Source organism: Bacillus sp. UMB0728 (assembly GCF_002858875.1).
Taxonomy (GTDB): domain Bacteria; phylum Bacillota; class Bacilli; order Bacillales; family Cytobacillaceae; genus Bacillus_AB; species Bacillus_AB infantis.
In genome coordinates this window covers 468,716-485,592 of the sequence record NZ_PKLA01000004.1, presented here as the reverse complement: position 1 = coordinate 485,592, position 16,877 = coordinate 468,716, and the positions used below count along the sequence as shown (strand labels likewise).

Sequence of the window (16,877 nt, the reverse complement as noted above, 5' to 3'; positions counted from 1 at the left end):
GTGTTTTTTGATTTTCATATTATAAACTTTCTAAAATATCAAAAAACTGCTTGAATATAGTATAATTCCCTTATATAATTTAGTGAATAAAAGCATAAAAGCATAAAAGTGCGAAAGCGGAATAGCAATTGATGGGACAAGAATGGGGGATTATTCATGAAAAAGAAAAAGTTTGGATTGGCTGCGGCAGGACTGCTGGCAGCAGGATTGCTGTCAGGGTGCGGTTCAGATGAAGCTGGAGGAAAAACAGCGGCAGAGGGAAAGAAAACATATCAAATCGGCGTAACGCAGATTGTGGAGCATCCTTCTCTTGATGCAGCGCTTGAGGGGTTCAAGAAGGCCCTTGAAGATAAAGGGCTCGAGGTTGACTATGATGTCCAGATCGCCCAGGGCGACCAGAACAACAACCAGGCAATTGCCAACAACTTTGCCGGCGACGGTGTGGATCTTATCTTTGCCAATTCGACGCCGAGCGCTTACGGGGCACTGAATGCGACAAAGGATATCCCAATCGTTTTCACCTCTGTAACAGATCCCGTTGGAGCTGAGCTCGTGGCCTCGATGGAAGAGCCTGGAGAAAATATTACAGGGACAACGGATACGCATCCGGATGCCATCCCGAATACGGTGAAATTCATGGCTGAGCAGATGGAAGGAAAAACGGTAGGAGTCATCTACAATTCGGGGGAGCAGAATTCCAATGCCCAGATCGATCTTGTGAAAAAGGCGATGGAAGGAACAGACTTAAAGCTGGAAGAGGCCACAGTATCAGCTTCCTCAGAGGTGAAGCAGGCAGCTGAATCCCTTGTAGGCAAAGCAGACATGATTTATATCATTACGGATAATACAGTTGTTTCCGCCCTGGAGTCGGTCATCCAGACAGCCAACGACAATGAGATCCCGCTGTTTGTCGGGGAACTGGACTCAGTCGAGCGCGGAGGGTTTGCGGCTTACGGGTTTGACTATGAAGATATCGGTTATGAGGCAGGGGAAATGGCGGCCAAGATCCTTGAAGGAGAGAAGAAGCCATCAGAGCTTCCTGTACAATATCCTCAAAACCTAAAGCTTCTGATCAATAAGAAGGCTGCAGAGGAAATGAATATCGGGCTTAAAGAGGAATGGGACAGCTTGGCTGAATTTATCGAATAGAATGGTAGAATTCCCTCCCGGAGAAAGGAAGATTATATGTTCACAGCGATATTTGGATCAGTGGAGGCGGGTGCGATATATGCTTTGATGGCCCTTGGTGTGTACCTGTCATTCCGGGTGCTTGATTTCCCGGACCTGACAGTGGATGGAAGTTTTGTTACAGGTGCGGCTGTTGCTGCTTCGATGATTGCGGCAGGCGCAAATCCGTTCCTTGCTACCATAATGGCAATGATATGCGGCTTTGCTGCAGGGTGCCTGACTGGCCTGCTCCACACAAAAGGAAAAATAAATCCCCTTTTGTCCGGCATATTAATGATGATTGCCCTTTACTCCATCAACCTGAGGATAATGGGAAAATCGAATGTCCCCCTCCTCTCAGAGGAGACTCTCATCACAAAGCTGTCCGGCTTTTGGGAGTCACTGCCGTTCGACAGCGGGATGGCATCACTGTTGACGGGCATGGGGCTCGAGGGGATGGTTCCCAAAACATGGGGGATCCTGCTGGTAATGCTTGCTGTATCAATGGTCATTAAGCTGCTGCTCGATGCTTTCCTGAAAACGGATATCGGGCTTGCCATCAGGGCAGTGGGCGATAATGAGACAATGGTGCGGAGCTTTTCGGCTGATACTGATACTTTAAAAATCCTTGGTCTGGGATTGTCCAACGGACTTGTTGCTTTTTCAGGCGCCCTTATTGCCCAGTACAATGGCTTCAGTGATGTCGGCATGGGGATCGGCATGATCATTATCGGCCTTGCCTCCGTCATCATCGGCGAGGCGGTCTTTGGGGCAAAAACGATTTTCAGGGCGACTTTAGCCGTTATTGGGGGAGCCATCCTTTATAGAATCATCGTGACCCTTGCGCTGAGGGCCGATTTTCTTGAAACAGGAGATATGAAGCTCATTACGGCTGCGATCGTTGTCTGTGCGCTCATCATCCCAAGGATGATTGAACGGCAGCGGGACAGCAGGCGGAGGAAAAAGAGGCGATTTGGCGAGGAAGAGCTGAAAAAAATGGCAGAAGAAGGCGGTGGGCAGGTTGCTGCAGCTAAAACAGATTTATAAAGTATTCAATGAAGCTACCCCAGATGAGAAAAAGGCTCTTCAGCATCTTAACCTATCCATGCAGCCAGGGGATTTTGTCACTGTCATCGGCAGCAATGGGGCAGGCAAGTCCACCTTGATGAACATCATATCAGGCCGCCTCTATCCTGATGAAGGGGAAGTGCTGATTGACGGCAAAGATGTTACGCAAATGAAAGAGCACAAAAGGTCGCGCCTGATCGGCAGGGTATTCCAGGATCCGATGGCAGGTACGTCTCCTAATTTAACCATTGAGGAGAATCTGGCGATTGCCTTTTCGCGGGCAGGGGGACGCGGCCTGCGGCTGGGAATGACGAAGAAACGGAAGGCCTTTTTTAAGGAGCAGCTTGAAATGCTCCAACTAGGGCTTGAGGACCGCCTTGAAGCAAAGGCAGGCCTTTTGTCGGGAGGGGAAAGGCAGGCACTGTCATTATTGATGGCCACCTTCACAGAGCCGAAAATCCTGCTGCTTGATGAGCACACAGCAGCGCTTGATCCGGCCCGGGCTGCCCTTATCACTGAACTGACCAGAAAGATCGTTGAGTCTTTCGGCCTGACAGCCCTGATGGTCACCCATAATATGCAGCAGGCGATCGATCTTGGAAACAAGCTGATCATGATGGACAGTGGGCAGATCATTTTTGAAGCAGGAGAAAAGGCTAAGCAGGAACTGACAGTTGAAAAATTGCTCGGGGAATTCCAGCGCATCCGCGGTGAGAAATTGAACAGCGACCGTGCTGTCCTTGCCTGAATAAAAGGTGCCGATGGCCTGCCATACGGCACTTTTTATTTTGTTATTCGTAATACATGACTACCTGGCATTTTGCTGGTGCTTCCCCCGTATTCCTGTAGCAGTGGGTCTGGTCAGCGGCAAACCGGAGGGCAGAGCCTTCCTGGATCCTGTATGGCCGGCCGCCGATGATTACCTCAATTTCCCCGCTTATGACTGTGATATATTCTTCTACCCCTTCGTTATGCTGAGCTGAGGCCTGCTTCCAGCCAGGGGAGATTTCCACAATAAAAATCTCAAATTTCTTTCGCGGATCAAAGGGGAACAGCGGGAACACTTTATACTTCCCTTCATTCTCAATGATCGGGTTAATCTGACTGATGCTGGCAAAAGAAACTTCTGATGATTTTTCTGCCATCAGAGAAGAAAAAGAAATCTGGAGGCCGCTGGCAATTTTCCATAAGGTTGTGACGGTGGGGTTGGATTCTCCCCTTTCTATCTGTCCAAGCATTGCCTTGCTTACACCGGTTGCCTCTGCGGCCATGTCCAGGCTGAGCCCTCTGCTCCTTCGTATATTCCGTAAATTTTCCCCGATATTTTTATGAATATTCTCCATTTTTTCCTCCAAAGGAATTGTGTAATATAACGCACATATGTATAATATAACTCAAAAGTATAAAAGAAACACAGTATTTTCCAATATTATTTCCTTAGATACATAACGGCAGGTGAGGATAATGGCAGAATTAGCAGCAGAAAGGCCAGCAGGGGAATTCCGCAAAGGGATACAGGCAGGTATAAGCATCGCGATCGGATATTTTCCGATTGCCATAACATTCGGGCTCTTGGCAAAGACCACAGGGCTTTCAGTAGGAGAAACAGTGCTGATGAGCCTGCTCGTCTTTGCGGGTGCGGCCCAGTATATCTCCCTGAGCCTCTTGACGCTGGGTACAGGGATATTTGAAATCATCCTTACTACCTTTATTGTTAACATCAGGCATTTCCTGATGTCAGCATCTCTTAATGAAAAGTGTGAAGACGAGTATACAGCAAATAAAATCATATTTGCTTTTGGCATTACAGATGAGACCTTTTCAGTTGCTTCCATGAAAAGAGAGAAAGTTTCTTCAGGCTATATGTTCGGCCTCATCTTTGTATCCTACTCAAGCTGGGTGGTCAGCTCCGGCATCGGCCATCTGATCGGCGCCAGCCTTCCGCAGACTCTTCAGGAAAGCATGTCAGTCGCATTATATGCCATGTTTGTGGGACTGCTCGTGCCTTCCATGAAGGGCAGTGCAAAGGTTGTGTTCCTTGCTGTGCTTGCAGCAGGATTCAATACGATATTCACAATGGCAGATCTGCTGTCGACAGGGTGGGCCATTGTCACAGCTACACTTTTGTCAGCACTGATTACTGAAGCTGTGGAAACTTTGAAAAAGAGAAGGGGAGTTAAGCGGCATGAATAGCCAAATCATTATGATGATCATCGGGATGGCGGCCGTCACCTATATTCCGAGGATGCTTCCCTTCGTCCTGTTCAGAGGGAAGGAGCTGCCTGCATTCTGGCAGGGTGTTTTGAGAAATGTCCCTTATGCGACGCTCGGAGCGCTTATTTTCCCTGGAATCCTTTTTATCCAGGAAGATATCTGGTACGGCCTGCTCGGGGCAGCTGCAGCTTTCCTGGCAGCTTACCTTGGAGCAAACGTCATCGTGGTTGTCCTCGGGTCGATCGCTGTACTGTCGGTATACTCCTATTTTTTCTAGTTGTGACTGCCAGGCTCAAGCTGCTGAGCCTGGTTTTTCTATTGAGGGCAGCGGATTGAAAGCGGTTTGGGAGAATATATAATTGAGGCTCCTCCATTTTGCTGTTCTAAAATAAACAATCGGTACTACACTGTAGGGAGAGGTTGTACAAAGAAAGCCCGTCCAGGCTGCCCGTTTTTTGCGGAAATAGCAGCCAAGAAGAAAGGGGGAATCGAAATGGCTCGGAAAATCGGCTTTTACACAGTCATTGGATATGTAGTCTACGGGCTGTTTTTTTACTGGTATCTGTTTTATTTTGCGAATACAAGCCTGCCTTTTGAGTATCAGGGAACACAGGCAGACCCGGAAGCTTTTCTGAACGGGCGGGAGCTCATGCTGAGCGAAGAGTATTCCAGGATAAGGAACCTGCTGTTCTTTTTGTCCACCCCCCTTGAATGGGTGATTTATGTTCTTGTCCTTGTGACCGGCCTGTCTTCGGCCATGAAGAAGTGGGCTGGGAAGTCGGCGCGGGCGAAGGCTCTGCAGACGGCCATCTATCTGCTATGGCTCTCAGTCTTTGCGTTCGCCGCTACTTTCCCTTTAAGCTATATCAGCTATTCGCTGTCCAAGAGCTATAATATCTCAACACAGACCTTCAGCTCCTGGATGAAAGATGAACTGATCGACTTCTGGGTCAATTACGGAACGATGTTCATCCTGGTTTCAGTGCTGTATTGGCTGATGAAAAAAAGCACAAAAAGATGGTGGCTGTATGCATGGCTGTTATCGGTGCCGTTCACACTGTTCATGATGTTCCTGCAGCCTGTTGTGATCGATCCGCTTTACAACGATTTCTATCCGCTTAAAAATAAAGAGCTGGAAGGAAAAATCCTTCAATTAGCGGGTGAGGCACATATCCCTGCCGAGCATGTGTTTGAAGTAAACATGGCAGAGAAAACCAACTCGCTTAATGCGCATGTAACAGGCATCGGTTCAAACTCACGGATCGTTTTGTGGGATACAACACTCAACCGGCTGAGTGATGACCAGATCCTGTTCATCATGGCTCATGAAATGGCCCACTATGTAGAGAAGCATATATACATAGGGATTGCAGGATATTTAGTGCTTTCCTTGATCGGCCTGTATCTCATATCGAAGCTGATGAATCTGGTGATTGCAAGATGGGGGAGAGCCTTTAAGCTGCAGGAGGTTTCCGACATCCGCTCACTCCCTCTGTTCCTTGCGCTCCTTTCGGTACTGCTGTTTGCTGCCAGTCCGGTTACCAACCTTGTCTCAAGATATCAGGAAATGAGAGCTGACCGGTATGCCATTGAAATGACCGATGATCCGGAAGCCGCAATAGGGACATTCCAGGAATTGACGAAGGCAGGCTTGAGCCAGGTAAAGCCGCCGCTGCTTGTAAAAATTTTCCGGTACGGGCATCCGACCATGCTGGAGCGTATTTCCATGCTGGAAGAGTATGAAATGAAAAAAAGAACTGGATCCGGCAGCGAATAACAGCTGTTAAGCAGAGGGGCACCCGGCCGAGCCGGGGCCTCTTTGTTTGTTGAATCTTTTTCACAGCCGAATCCGTATGATTATTATACGAACTAAAAAAAGGGGACCTGGTAATGAATCTGGATCAAAGAATTGCTGAAGCAAGACAGCGGGAACAGCAATACGAAAAATATAACAGGCGCCTTGAGGCGCTGAAGACCGAAAAAGATCAGGAAAAGGCTTCGTCAGAAAGGCTGAAGAAAACTTGGGAGAAGGAACTGAGGGAAGCGGATAAGCTCGAAGGCCCATCATTGTCAGGATTCTTTCTGATGCTCAGCGGCAAGAAGGAAGAAAGGGTGCAAAAAGAAAAAGAGGAAGCGTATAAAGCAAGGATTCTGTATGATGAGTCCCTGAAAAAGCTGAATGATCTTGAAGCTGACATCAGCACATACAGGGAAAGAGCTGCAGGGCTGGAAACGGCTGGGGCAGAGTACAAAGAGCTGCTGATGGAAAAAGAGCGTCTGATCCTGCAGGAAGGCGGGGCTGTCAGCGACATGCTTTTTCATTTATCAGACCGGCTGGAGGAAAGGAAAGCGATGATTCAGGAAATACGGGAAGCTGAGAGTGCCTTAGTGGAGGCAAGGGAAGCCTTGCGCAAAGCTGATGGCGAGCTTTCGAGCGCAAAGAATTGGGGTTTTCTCGACCTTGCGGGAGGCGACTTCCTCTCGACCATGGCGAAAAGGTCATATATGGACAAGGCAAAAGAGTCCTTGCATGATGCACAGCACAACCTGAAAAAGCTGCAGAAGGAGCTCGATGACCTTGGCCGCTCCATTTCCGCCGAGCTTGAGGTAGGAAGCTTTTTGGGCATTGCCGATCTTTTCTTTGATAATATCTTTTCCGATTGGATGGTCCAGGAGAAGATCAATGCCTCTGCTGATAAAGTGAAGGAATGCCTGAATGTGCTTGAGGACCTCGAAAACGAACTCGGAACGGAGAAAGATGCTGCAGAACGGGAGATTGAGAGCTTAAAAGAGAAAAGAGTAGAGTATTTGGGCCACTGAACGGTCCGTGGATAATTAAGAAGACCCTCCGGCCGGGCCGGAGGGTTTACAGTGTTCTAGTTTCCAAATCGTTCGTTCAATTCTTTGTACTCTTTTGATAGCTGGGTGAATAGGGCTTTGTTGCGATCATCGAGGGCTTGATCGATTTTTTGGGCCAATTTTTCTTTTTCGGATATCAGCTGGACTTCCGACAAGAGCATTTCAATGTAGAGGTGTAAGACGTACGTGTCCTTGAGCTGTTTGCGGTTCATCGTGTTCTTTTTCATCGACTCTGCATATGACTTCTCTTTCATGAAAATCACCCCTGCTGCTTTTTAATATTATATGGAGGAGCAGGGGAAAATTCAACTAAATTATTTAAATTTTTAGAAAATTAATTCCGTGACAGTGGCATTTGACAATAATTGACTAAAAATTTGCAATTATCTGGAATAAAGATGGTATAATGAAATGAAACGAAGAGCAAAGGAGATGAATCACTTGGATATGCATAAAAAAAGATTGGTGGAGGAGTACGAAATAAATCCTTCTACGATGATCATCCTGCCGCAGATATACGGCAAAAAAATTTATTCGCGGATCTTTGAGGTGGAAGATGAATTCCTGTCCCCGTTCAAACCGTTTGATATCGTCAAAAAAAGCTGCGGCTACTTTGGCTCCTCTTATGAGGGACGGAAGGATGCGACCAAGGATATCATTGGCGTGACGCATAAAGTCCCAATTGTCATCGACCCGACAAACCTGCTGTATTTTTTTCCGACAACTTCCCCGAACAACCCCGACTGCATCTGGATCTCTTATGAGCATATTGCAGCCCACCATCGTACAGATCCCTCACATACCAAGGTCGTATTCGGAAACAAGCATACACTGATCCTCCCTGTATCATCCAGCTCATTTGAAAATCAGCTCCTCCGGACAGCTCATCTAAGGACAAAGCTTCATCAGCGGATCGAAGGGCATGGCAGGAAGATGTTCTATTTCACAGATAATCAGAGGCTCAACAGGGCTTCAGAACCCGTCGGGAGCTACCGGAACAGGAAGCTCGAGTGACCTCCGGCATGCGCCTATGCGGTAAATTAGAGATGCTGGCCTGGCCTCTTCAGACGTAGGCGGCTCTCTTCCTGCATCGTCCAGCGTTTGAACAAGTAATATTCCATCAGCTCCTGCACCCTGTTGCGGATCCTCGGATTAAAATAATTATGGTGCTCTTCATACCCTTTATAAAGGAACATGAACATCGTAAATGCTTCATCACGCTTGATCTCCCGGACCTGGAGGCGGTTATCCTTCATATAGCGCTTTACGCCTGCCAGCTCTGTCTGGATGAATTTCATCGTATCCTCAATTAAATTCAGGTAAGGCTTTTTGAGTTTAAAGGGACTATTATTAATCACACCTATGTCCCTGTTCAGCACAACCAATACCATAGGAAGATAGATTGCCTGCTCCATAATATTTCGGTCATCCTCTGGAATTCTTGTCATATCAGCTTGCTCCTCCGAACAGAAATAGAACGTTTGTTCGTTATTATTTTACTGAATCCCTGCATTCTATGCAAGTCGAATTTAGCATCACTCTATAACAGTCTTCCTCATATTGGGGCATAGAGCTCATTTGGAGCGGAAAAAATATTTTTCCTGAAAAAATGCCAGTCAGGCAGGAAAAGTATTTCTGTTGTCGAAATAAGTAGAATGGTTTTACATATAAAGGGGAGATGATTATCATGGCAAAAAACACCATTGCATCAAAAGATCTGCATCACTTAAAATCAGCGGCCGACCCCCAGCTGGCGCCGAACGGCAAGGATTGTGTCTATACGGAAACCGTTATCCTGGAGGAAAAGGATGCATACAGCTCCAATCTTTATTACATAAACATGGAAGATCAAAGCGCTCCTGTCCAATGGACATTCGGCACATGGCGCAATCATTCGCCGCGCTGGTCGCATGATGGACGCCAGGTGGCCTTTGTGTCTAACCGAAGCGGGAAAAATCAAATCCACATTCTTTCTACAGCCGGCGGAGAGGCCCGCCAGCTTACATACTGCAAGAACGGGGCTGGCAATCCGGTATGGTCGCCAGACGGCTCCAGAATCGCCTTTACTGTTTCCCTCGGAGAGGGAGAATCGGTTAATGACCGCGAAGGCGGGGAGGAAAAAGATGAAAAGCCTGCTCCGCTTGAAGTGAATAAAATGAGGTATAAATCTGATGCCCAGGGCTTCTGGAACGGGAAATTCACCCATATTGCCATTGCTGACACAAATACCGGCAACATCGAGCAGGTGACAGAGGGAGAAGATGATTACAGCCTTCAAAGCTGGTCGCCGGACGGAAAGCATTTGGCTGTGACAGCAGACCTGAGCGGGGACAAGGATTTTTCATATGGCAGCGATGCCTACCTGATTAATCTTGAAACGAAAGAGCAGGAGAAAATCACCCAGGGTACAGGCTATTTCGGCAATATCACCTGGTCGCCTGACAGCCGCTATCTTGGTTTGATCGGACATGAAAGGGAGTTTGAAAATGCTACACTTTCAAAAGCATGGGTGTATGACCGTGAGCAGAGAGAACTCCGCTGCCTGACTGCAGATACAGACCTGCTGATCGGGGATTATGCGATCGGCGACTTCCAGCAGGGAGCCGTTTCCCCAGGCCTTCTTTGGTCAAATGATAATCGGAGCTTCTATTTCATTGCCACTGATAATGGCAGCACTGCAGTCTATTACGGGACGGTTGAAGGAGAGCTGTTCCCTGCGCTGCTGGACAGGCAGCATGTCTATGGGCTGTCAACCGGAGGGAATAATGACAGAGCAGTAGTGGCTATAAGCAAGCCAGACCATCCGGGTGACCTGTTCCTGCTGGAAATCACTACAGGAAAACTGGAGCAGCTGACCGCTGTCAACTCTGAGTTTCTGGAGAAAACCGGCCTTTCCGCAGCAGAGCCGATTGAATTTACTTCTGCTGACGGATGGGATCTCCATGGCTGGCTGATGAAGCCTGCCGGTTTTGAGGAAGGAAAGAAATATCCGCTGGTCCTTGAAATCCATGGCGGACCGCATGCGATGTATGCCAATTCCTATTTCCATGAGTTCCAGGTCCTTGCAGCTAAAGGCTATGCTGTACTCTATATCAATCCGAGGGGCAGCCATGGGTACGGGCAGAAATTTGTGGATGCCGTCCGCGGTGACTACGGGGGCAGGGATTACGAGGATTTGATGGATGCAGTCGATTATGTGCTGAAAGAATATTCGTTCATCGACCAGGACAGGCTCGGGGTGACGGGAGGAAGCTATGGCGGCTTCATGACCAATTGGATCATCGGCCACACAGACAGGTTCAAGGCAGCTGTCACCCAGCGCTCGATCTCAAACTGGATCAGCTTCTATGGAGTAAGCGACATCGGCTATTATTTCACAGATTGGCAGATCCAAGCAGGGCTGGATGATATTGAAAAGCTATGGAAGCACTCGCCGCTTGCTTATGTCGATCAAATGAATACGCCATTGCTGATCCTTCACGGCGAAAAGGATTTCCGCTGTCCGATTGAACAGGCGGAGCAGCTGTTCATCAGCCTGAAGCACCACAAAAAAGAAACGAGCTTTGTCCGGTTCCCTGAATCCAACCATGAGCTCTCCAGGAGCGGGAAACCTTCGCTCCGAATCAGCCGCCTTGATTATATCTCAGGCTGGTTTGACAAGTATTTGTAATTTTTTATCAGTAAATAGCAGGATAATCCAGAAAAACAACCGCAAAGCTGTGAGTCTTTGCGGTTTTTTGTGTACAATAAAATAAAGGCCAGTCCTTCAGGATGCCAAGCGGCCAAGGAAAAATAGAAAATGCCAGAAGGACAAACGAAACCTTTTGCTCGCAGACAGAGTCATATAAAGTGGTTATTCTTTTTATAAACCGGAGCTTTGAAAATGCGGTTCTGCAGGCTTGCTGGAAATAACAGCTGCTGCGGACCTGACTATATAATGGAAGGATAATTGTGATGAGATCGGATCGATACGAAAAAAAGCAGAAAAAGAAGAAGCGCAAATGGAAGCTGGCTGTGTTGTTCCTGCTTTTGATTATTGCCGGCACTCTTGCTTATGCATACTACCAGTTTAATCAGGGTGTGGCCCAGTCTGAAGATAAAGTGAATAATACTAATGAAGTAAAATATGAATTCAATGGCGAAACAGACAAATACGGGGGCACGAACGTACTGCTGCTTGGAAGTGATGCACGCGGGGAAGAAACGCCGCGGACCGATACAATCATGGTAGGTCAATATCATCCTGATAAGGGGACCTATAAGATCATTTCCATCATGAGGGATTCTTATGTAGACATCCCGGGCCATGGGAAAAACAGGATTAATGCTGCGTTTGCGTATGGCGGCCCAGAGTTATTGAGGCAGACAATCAAAGAGAACTTTGATATTGATATACAGTATTATTCAATTGTCGATTTTCAGGGATTTGTTCAGCTTATCGATGAAGCATTTCCGAATGGTGTCGAAGTGGACGTTGAAAAGGAGATGTCGGATAATATAGGTGTAACGCTGAATCCAGGGCTTCAAAGGCTGGACGGAGAGCACTTGCTCGGATATGTGCGCTTCCGGCATGATGCTGTAGGCGATTTCGGCAGGGTGGAGAGGCAGCAGAAGGTGATGACAGAAATTGCCGATCAGTTCACCAGCATCCAGACATTGCCGAAGCTTCCTAAACTGGTAGGTGTCGTCACCCCGTATATCAATACAAATATGGATACCGGAGACATTTTATATATGGGCAAAAGCCTGCTGTCTAAAGAAGGCAGGCAGATTGAGACATTAAGGGTCCCTGTTGAAGGTTCCTATTGGGATGAAACAACTCCAGGAGGTGCGGATGTCCTTGGGGTCAATCTGGAACAAAACCGGCAGGCGGTCAGCGAATTTTTGTCGAAATAATAGGCACAGGGAGGAATTTGTGGTGTAAAGACGCCTTGCCAGAGGTAAGAATAAATACCGAATTGTTTTTACTAAGGAGATTTTTCAATGGATTTTGACTTGCTCAAGGATTGGCTGACACTGGAAAATATAATGGATCTTATTGAACGCTACCGTTCTTTTGGGCCGCTGCCTGGAATATTGCTGCCAATGCTTGAAGCTTTCCTGCCTTTTCTGCCGCTGTTTCTGTTCGTCATGGCAAATGCCAATGCATTTGGATTGTGGCTCGGCTTTCTGATATCCTGGGCAGGTGCATGCGCTGGGGCCATGCTTGTTTTTTATCTTGTCCGTACATACGGGCAGAAGAGGCTATTAACCTTTTTGAGAAAACATGCAAAGGTGCAGCAGCTGATGAGCTGGATTGAGCGCCATGGCTTTGGCCCTTTGTTCATCCTGCTTTGTTTTCCCTTTACCCCGTCGGCTATTGTGAATATAGTGGCCGGGCTTTCCAAAATAAGCTTTGCTCAGTATATGCTTGCCGTGCTGACAGGCAAAATGGTCATGATTTTTACCATGAGCTTTATTGGCTACGATATAAGGTCATTGATTACCCAGCCCATCAGGACAGTGATTGTCCTTGCTGTTATTTTTATTCTTTGGTATGTCGGGAAAAGGATTGAAGTAAAGATAAATATGGGAGCAGATAAAGACAGCAGCAAATAAACCAGGGAGGTGGGGGACCGCGTGAAAGAAGAGGTTAAGCGGGAGGGTCTTGAGTGGATAAAGGCCTTCGCGATCGGAATTATCATTTTTGTATTTATCCGTATGTTTTTCTTCTCAAATTATGTGGTTGAAGGCGGGTCCATGATGCCGACGCTGCAGGATGGAAACAAACTGGTAGTCAATAAAATCGGCTATCAGATCGGAGAGCTGCAAAGATTCGATGTCATAGTCTTCCATGCAAATGAAAAAGAGGATTTTGTTAAAAGGATCATCGGACTGCCGGGTGACAGGGTCGATTATAAAGATGACCATCTGTATATCAACGGCAAGCTTGTGGAGGAGCCTTTCCTTGAAAAATACAGAAAAGAGACCCTCGGCGACCGCCTGACCGGTGATTTTACCCTGGAGGAAGTGGCACACACCGAAACAGTGCCTGAAGGACAGCTGTTCGTCCTCGGGGACAATAGACTGGAAAGCTGGGATGGCCGGCATTTCGGATGCATTGATGCTGACCAGGTGGTAGGAAAGGTAAATCTTCGCTACTGGCCGATCGATGAAATGGATATTAAATTCTAAGGACTTGGAGAATTCAAGTCCTTTTTGTGTGCAAATATGCTAAAATAATCTAAAAATTATAAAAATGGAAAGGGGGGGATAAAAATGCCTGTCATCAAAACCAAGCTGATGGTGCCGCCAGTCAAGGAAGGATATATAAGGAGAGCAAGGCTTTCGGCAAAAATGAAAGCGGTTGCTGAATATCCGCTGTGCATTGTCGAATCAGGTGCCGGGTATGGAAAAAGTACGGCCCTGGCCCTGTTCGTCCACGATGAAAAGCTTCCTTGCAGCTGGTATTCCATATCATCCGAGGATGATGATATCATTCCTTTTCTATCCTGCCTTGTGGCATCGGTCCGGTTGGCGCATCCTGATTTCGGGACTGAGATCTTAAGCATCCTGGAGCAGCTGGACCGGTATGTAAAAGAAGAAGAGATTCGTTCACTCGCCTCTTTATTTTTAAATGAAGCAGCCCTTCATGGGGAAAATATACTGCTGATCCTTGATGACTTTCATCAGGTTGAGCACTCCTATACGATCAACTGCTGGATGGAAACCCTCCTTGAACATATTCCGCCGAATCTTCATCTTATTATCTCAAGCAGGAGCAGGCCGGGATGGAAGCTGCTGAAAAAGATGAGGGTCACAGACAAGCTCCTTGAAATAAAGAAAGAGGACCTGGTCCTTTCCCGGGATGAAGTGGAGCTGCTCTTGAATGAATTATACGGAATTTCCATTAAGCAGGGGGATTTGGACAGAATTTGCCTTGCTACAGAAGGATGGGTCATTGCTGTGGGGATGATTGGACAGCAGCTGACAGACAAAAAAAGCATCTCTAATTTATTCGGAGCATCGTCCGGCTCCCTGGCGGACCTTTTTCAATATCTGGTCACAGAGGTATTTGCCAAGCAGCCGCCGCTTATCCAGCAATTCCTTGAACAAACAAGCATTTTTGATGATATGACAGAAGAGCTTTGCAATGAGGTCCTGGGGATCGCCGGGGCAGGGGCAATGCTTCAGCAGCTGACAGAGAAGAACCTGTTTATCCATAAGGTAGGGGAAAAGGTATACAGATACCATGCTCTATTTAAGGAATTCCTGGAAAAGCAGCTGAAAGCCGGCCAGCCGCATAGCTACCGCCTTTTAAATGAGAGATGTGCACGCCATTTCGTACGGAGCCTTCAGTGGGATGATGCTCTTAAGCATTTTGAGAAGATTGGTTCAACAGAGGAAATGGCGTCTATATTAAGCGACCAGGGGCTAAGGATGCTTGAAACCGGTAAGCTGGGAAGCCTGTCAGACAGGATTGCGGGCATCCCCGGGCAGACAAAGGACAGGTTTTATCCCGTCTGGTTCCTTGAAGGGGAAGTATTGCGCTACAGATCTTCTTACCAGGAAGCAGAGCTTGCCTATGACAGGGCGGCAACAGGGGCTGACGGTAAGAAGGACCTGATTTGGAAGGCGCGTGCACTTGAAGGGAAGGCAAGGATCTATCTGGACACGATTCAGCCGCATAAAGCAGAGCGCATTTTATCCCAGGCGATACAGCTGAAGGAAGGGGATATCCGCGGGGGAAGGGATGAACCGGCGAGACTTTATCATTTGCTTGCGGAAAACCTTATAAATGCCGGGCAGGCCGCCAAAGCAGAAAAATGGATGGAGAGGGCAGAATCCATGGGTCATCAGATGCTGGACAAAAGCCTGCTGGCCCGGCTTTATTTAAGGACGGGTAAATTGGCAGAAAGCAGGAAAATTTTGATGGCCGGCCGCAAAACAAAGAGTGAGGGCAAACCGCTCCCGAAATCCCACAGGGAGACAGATCTGCTGCTGGCCCTTATCGAGGCATTTACAGGCAATGGGGCAGAAGCGAAAAAGTTGTCCCAGGAAGGCATCCAGCAGGGAATCAGTACAAAGGCGCCGTTTGTAGAAGCCTGCGGGTGGATCAGGCTTGGGCATGCGGCACAGCTGCTGGGGGAATATGATTCTGCTCTTGCGGAAAAATGCTACAGGACTTCCCTGGACATAATGGACCGGCTTGAAATTGAAAGAGGAAAAGCAGAGCCATTAATGGGATTATGCATTTTATACGGAGAACGGAATGACTACAGCAAATCGATGGATGCCGGGAAGGCAGGGTTGCAGGAAACCGAGAGAGTGAAGGATATGTGGCTGTCTTCCCTGATCCTCATCAGTATGGGCATCAGCTCTGCTTATGGGAGCCGCTTCGGTGAAGCAGATAAGCATTTTGATCTTGCATCAAGCATGCTTCAGCAGTGCGGGGATGATTACGGCTGTATGCTGGCTTTATTCTGGAAGCCTATTCTGCTCATCAGCAGGGGCTTCAGGAAGATTTTGAACACTCATTCAAGTCTTTCCTCAGCCAGATGCAATGGGGGGACTATGAGTTTTTCCTGTTCAGAAGGACATTGTTCGGCCCAAGGGACCTGCAGATGTTTGCACCCATTCTGATTGAAGCAGAAAAAAGCGGCATTATGCCTGATTATACTGCAAGGCTGCTAAAAGAAATGAATCTTGGCAACCTTCATTCCCACCCGGGATTCACCCTCAAAGTGAAAACGCTCGGGCAGTTCCGTGTATGGCTGGGCGATAAGGAGATTGACGAAGGAGGATGGCAGCGGGGCAAAGCTAAAGAGCTCCTCCAGCTTTTTCTCACACACCTCCACCAGCTTATCCGGAAAGAGGATATATTTGATATGCTTTGGCCGGAGCAGGATGCCGCGAGTGCGGATAGAGACTTTAAGGTTGCCCTGAACGCACTCAATAACGTACTTGAACCAAACCGCAAGCCAAGGAAGAACCCATTCTTCATCAGCAGGGAAGGCACCTCTTATGGGATAAATCCAAAGGCTGTCATTGATTTGGACTCCATCCTATTTGAGGAGTGGATCAAAGATGGGCTGGAAGAGAAAGACCATGGAAAAAGCATCCACAGACTTGAAAGAGCCCTGAAACTGTATGCCGGGGACTATCTGCCTGAGCGGCGGTATGAGGATTGGTGCATCAGTGAAAAAGAAAGACTGCAGGTATACTTTCTGAGAGGTGCTGAAAAGCTCGCGCAGCTTTGTGTCCGGAAAGAAGACTATGACATGGCGATTGAATGGTGCGAAAGAATAATAGAAAAGGACCGGACGTGGGAGGAGGCTTACAGGCTCCTGATGTACTGTTATTACAGCAAGAATAATCGGCCCCGGGCAATCAGATGGTTCCAGAAATGCTGTGAGGTTCTTGAGGAAGAGCTGGGCGTGGCGCCTCTGGAGCCTACGCTCCATATGCATGAAATGATCATGGAATCGGGCAATATTGCGGGCCATGCATAGCGGGATTTTGTGTAAAAAATGTAAACAGGAATGAATATCGCCAATTCTAGGGCGAATAAATGAAAAACTGGGGTGAAT

17 protein-coding genes are annotated in these 16,877 nt (G+C 47.6%); 14 read left to right on the top strand and 3 right to left on the bottom strand.

Going from position 1 to position 16,877, the window contains the following annotated elements; genetic code table 11:
* The first annotated feature begins 156 nt into the window (after positions 1-156).
* The 3 genes from CYJ37_RS18195 to CYJ37_RS18185 are packed head-to-tail and all read left to right on the top strand — an operon-like array spanning position 157 to position 2,983.
* Positions 157-1,149, top strand: a complete 993-nt coding sequence (locus CYJ37_RS18195; RefSeq protein ID WP_101550947.1) for an ABC transporter substrate-binding protein — start codon at positions 157-159, stop codon at positions 1,147-1,149.
* A 36-nt stretch (positions 1,150-1,185) separates the two neighbouring features.
* The gene (locus CYJ37_RS18190; RefSeq protein WP_101550945.1) at positions 1,186-2,214 is read left to right on the top strand and encodes an ABC transporter permease; all 1,029 of its coding nucleotides are present in this window, start codon (positions 1,186-1,188) and stop codon (positions 2,212-2,214) included.
* The gene (locus tag CYJ37_RS18185; protein WP_101550944.1) at positions 2,189-2,983 is read left to right on the top strand and encodes an ABC transporter ATP-binding protein; all 795 of its coding nucleotides are present in this window, start codon (positions 2,189-2,191) and stop codon (positions 2,981-2,983) included. Before CYJ37_RS18190 ends, CYJ37_RS18185 begins: the two co-directional genes overlap by 26 nt.
* A gap of 43 nt (positions 2,984-3,026) precedes the next feature.
* On the opposite strand, the gene CYJ37_RS18180 is transcribed toward CYJ37_RS18185, so the two are convergent.
* The gene (locus tag CYJ37_RS18180) at positions 3,027-3,578 is read right to left on the bottom strand and encodes a helix-turn-helix domain-containing protein (RefSeq protein ID WP_101550941.1); all 552 of its coding nucleotides are present in this window, start codon (positions 3,576-3,578) and stop codon (positions 3,027-3,029) included.
* Between the two features lie 121 nt (positions 3,579-3,699).
* On the opposite strand from CYJ37_RS18180, the gene CYJ37_RS18175 reads away from it, so the two are divergent.
* The 4 genes from CYJ37_RS18175 (at position 3,700) to CYJ37_RS18160 (ending at position 7,269) form a co-directional block, all read left to right on the top strand.
* A complete protein-coding gene (locus CYJ37_RS18175) occupies positions 3,700-4,428 on the top strand; it encodes an AzlC family ABC transporter permease (protein WP_101550940.1) in 729 nt (242 codons plus the stop codon).
* Positions 4,421-4,726, top strand: coding sequence for an AzlD domain-containing protein (locus CYJ37_RS18170; protein WP_009793986.1), 306 nt, complete (start codon positions 4,421-4,423; stop codon positions 4,724-4,726). Before CYJ37_RS18175 ends, CYJ37_RS18170 begins: the two co-directional genes overlap by 8 nt.
* Positions 4,727-4,942: 216 nt before the next feature.
* Positions 4,943-6,226: a M48 family metallopeptidase gene (locus CYJ37_RS18165; protein ID WP_101550938.1), complete on the top strand. Its 1,284-nt coding sequence runs from the start codon at positions 4,943-4,945 to the stop codon at positions 6,224-6,226.
* Between the two features lie 113 nt (positions 6,227-6,339).
* Positions 6,340-7,269, top strand: a complete 930-nt coding sequence (locus CYJ37_RS18160; RefSeq protein ID WP_101550936.1) for a hypothetical protein — start codon at positions 6,340-6,342, stop codon at positions 7,267-7,269.
* A 56-nt stretch (positions 7,270-7,325) separates the two neighbouring features.
* Here CYJ37_RS18160 and CYJ37_RS18155 read toward each other — a convergent pair whose 3' ends face one another.
* Complete coding sequence (locus CYJ37_RS18155; RefSeq protein ID WP_101550934.1) at positions 7,326-7,562, bottom strand: IDEAL domain-containing protein; 237 nt, start codon at positions 7,560-7,562, stop codon at positions 7,326-7,328.
* 193 nt (positions 7,563-7,755) lie between these two features.
* On the opposite strand from CYJ37_RS18155, the gene CYJ37_RS18150 reads away from it, so the two are divergent.
* Positions 7,756-8,322 carry a competence protein ComK gene (locus CYJ37_RS18150; protein ID WP_224949987.1) on the top strand — a complete coding sequence of 189 codons (567 nt, stop codon included), beginning with the start codon at positions 7,756-7,758 and terminating at the stop codon, positions 8,320-8,322.
* 26 nt (positions 8,323-8,348) lie between these two features.
* On the opposite strand, the gene CYJ37_RS18145 is transcribed toward CYJ37_RS18150, so the two are convergent.
* Positions 8,349-8,756: a hypothetical protein gene (locus CYJ37_RS18145; RefSeq protein WP_101550930.1), complete on the bottom strand. Its 408-nt coding sequence runs from the start codon at positions 8,754-8,756 to the stop codon at positions 8,349-8,351.
* 230 nt (positions 8,757-8,986) lie between these two features.
* On the opposite strand from CYJ37_RS18145, the gene CYJ37_RS18140 reads away from it, so the two are divergent.
* The 6 genes from CYJ37_RS18140 to CYJ37_RS27795 all read left to right on the top strand — a co-directional run bounded on the left by CYJ37_RS18140 (position 8,987) and on the right by CYJ37_RS27795 (position 16,799).
* Positions 8,987-10,978 carry a S9 family peptidase gene (locus CYJ37_RS18140; RefSeq protein ID WP_180827375.1) on the top strand — a complete coding sequence of 664 codons (1,992 nt, stop codon included), beginning with the start codon at positions 8,987-8,989 and terminating at the stop codon, positions 10,976-10,978.
* 284 nt (positions 10,979-11,262) lie between these two features.
* Entirely contained in the window at positions 11,263-12,204 is a 942-nt protein-coding gene (locus tag CYJ37_RS18135; RefSeq protein ID WP_009793994.1) for an LCP family protein, read from the top strand.
* A gap of 87 nt (positions 12,205-12,291) precedes the next feature.
* Positions 12,292-12,906 carry a TVP38/TMEM64 family protein gene (locus CYJ37_RS18130; RefSeq protein WP_009793995.1) on the top strand — a complete coding sequence of 205 codons (615 nt, stop codon included), beginning with the start codon at positions 12,292-12,294 and terminating at the stop codon, positions 12,904-12,906.
* A gap of 21 nt (positions 12,907-12,927) precedes the next feature.
* Positions 12,928-13,482 carry a signal peptidase I gene (lepB, locus tag CYJ37_RS18125; RefSeq protein ID WP_022543588.1) on the top strand — a complete coding sequence of 185 codons (555 nt, stop codon included), beginning with the start codon at positions 12,928-12,930 and terminating at the stop codon, positions 13,480-13,482.
* A gap of 84 nt (positions 13,483-13,566) precedes the next feature.
* Positions 13,567-15,930 carry a hypothetical protein gene (locus CYJ37_RS18120; RefSeq protein ID WP_257964245.1) on the top strand — a complete coding sequence of 788 codons (2,364 nt, stop codon included), beginning with the start codon at positions 13,567-13,569 and terminating at the stop codon, positions 15,928-15,930.
* Positions 15,912-16,799 carry an AfsR/SARP family transcriptional regulator gene (locus tag CYJ37_RS27795; RefSeq protein ID WP_257964244.1) on the top strand — a complete coding sequence of 296 codons (888 nt, stop codon included), beginning with the start codon at positions 15,912-15,914 and terminating at the stop codon, positions 16,797-16,799. Before CYJ37_RS18120 ends, CYJ37_RS27795 begins: the two co-directional genes overlap by 19 nt.
* Positions 16,800-16,877: the final 78 nt, after the last annotated feature.

Bases quoted from the DNA above. Each gene is read 5' to 3' on its own strand.
- CYJ37_RS18175 (WP_101550940.1), top strand. From the start codon at position 3,700: ATGGCAGAATTAGCAGCAGAAAGGCCAGCAGGGGAATTCCGCAAAGGG.
- CYJ37_RS18150 (WP_224949987.1), top strand. From the start codon at position 7,756: ATGCATAAAAAAAGATTGGTGGAGGAGTACGAAATAAATCCTTCTACG.
- CYJ37_RS18180 (WP_101550941.1), bottom strand. From the start codon at position 3,578: ATGGAGAATATTCATAAAAATATCGGGGAAAATTTACGGAATATACGA.
- CYJ37_RS18130 (WP_009793995.1), top strand. From the start codon at position 12,292: ATGGATTTTGACTTGCTCAAGGATTGGCTGACACTGGAAAATATAATG.
- CYJ37_RS27795 (WP_257964244.1), top strand. From the start codon at position 15,912: ATGTTTGCACCCATTCTGATTGAAGCAGAAAAAAGCGGCATTATGCCT.
- CYJ37_RS18135 (WP_009793994.1), top strand. From the start codon at position 11,263: ATGAGATCGGATCGATACGAAAAAAAGCAGAAAAAGAAGAAGCGCAAA.
- CYJ37_RS18165 (WP_101550938.1), top strand. From the start codon at position 4,943: ATGGCTCGGAAAATCGGCTTTTACACAGTCATTGGATATGTAGTCTAC.
- CYJ37_RS18190 (WP_101550945.1), top strand. From the start codon at position 1,186: ATGTTCACAGCGATATTTGGATCAGTGGAGGCGGGTGCGATATATGCT.
- CYJ37_RS18160 (WP_101550936.1), top strand. From the start codon at position 6,340: ATGAATCTGGATCAAAGAATTGCTGAAGCAAGACAGCGGGAACAGCAA.
- CYJ37_RS18140 (WP_180827375.1), top strand. From the start codon at position 8,987: ATGATTATCATGGCAAAAAACACCATTGCATCAAAAGATCTGCATCAC.
- CYJ37_RS18120 (WP_257964245.1), top strand. From the start codon at position 13,567: ATGCCTGTCATCAAAACCAAGCTGATGGTGCCGCCAGTCAAGGAAGGA.
- CYJ37_RS18170 (WP_009793986.1), top strand. From the start codon at position 4,421: ATGAATAGCCAAATCATTATGATGATCATCGGGATGGCGGCCGTCACC.
- CYJ37_RS18195 (WP_101550947.1), top strand. From the start codon at position 157: ATGAAAAAGAAAAAGTTTGGATTGGCTGCGGCAGGACTGCTGGCAGCA.
- CYJ37_RS18155 (WP_101550934.1), bottom strand. From the start codon at position 7,562: ATGAAAGAGAAGTCATATGCAGAGTCGATGAAAAAGAACACGATGAAC.
- CYJ37_RS18145 (WP_101550930.1), bottom strand. From the start codon at position 8,756: ATGACAAGAATTCCAGAGGATGACCGAAATATTATGGAGCAGGCAATC.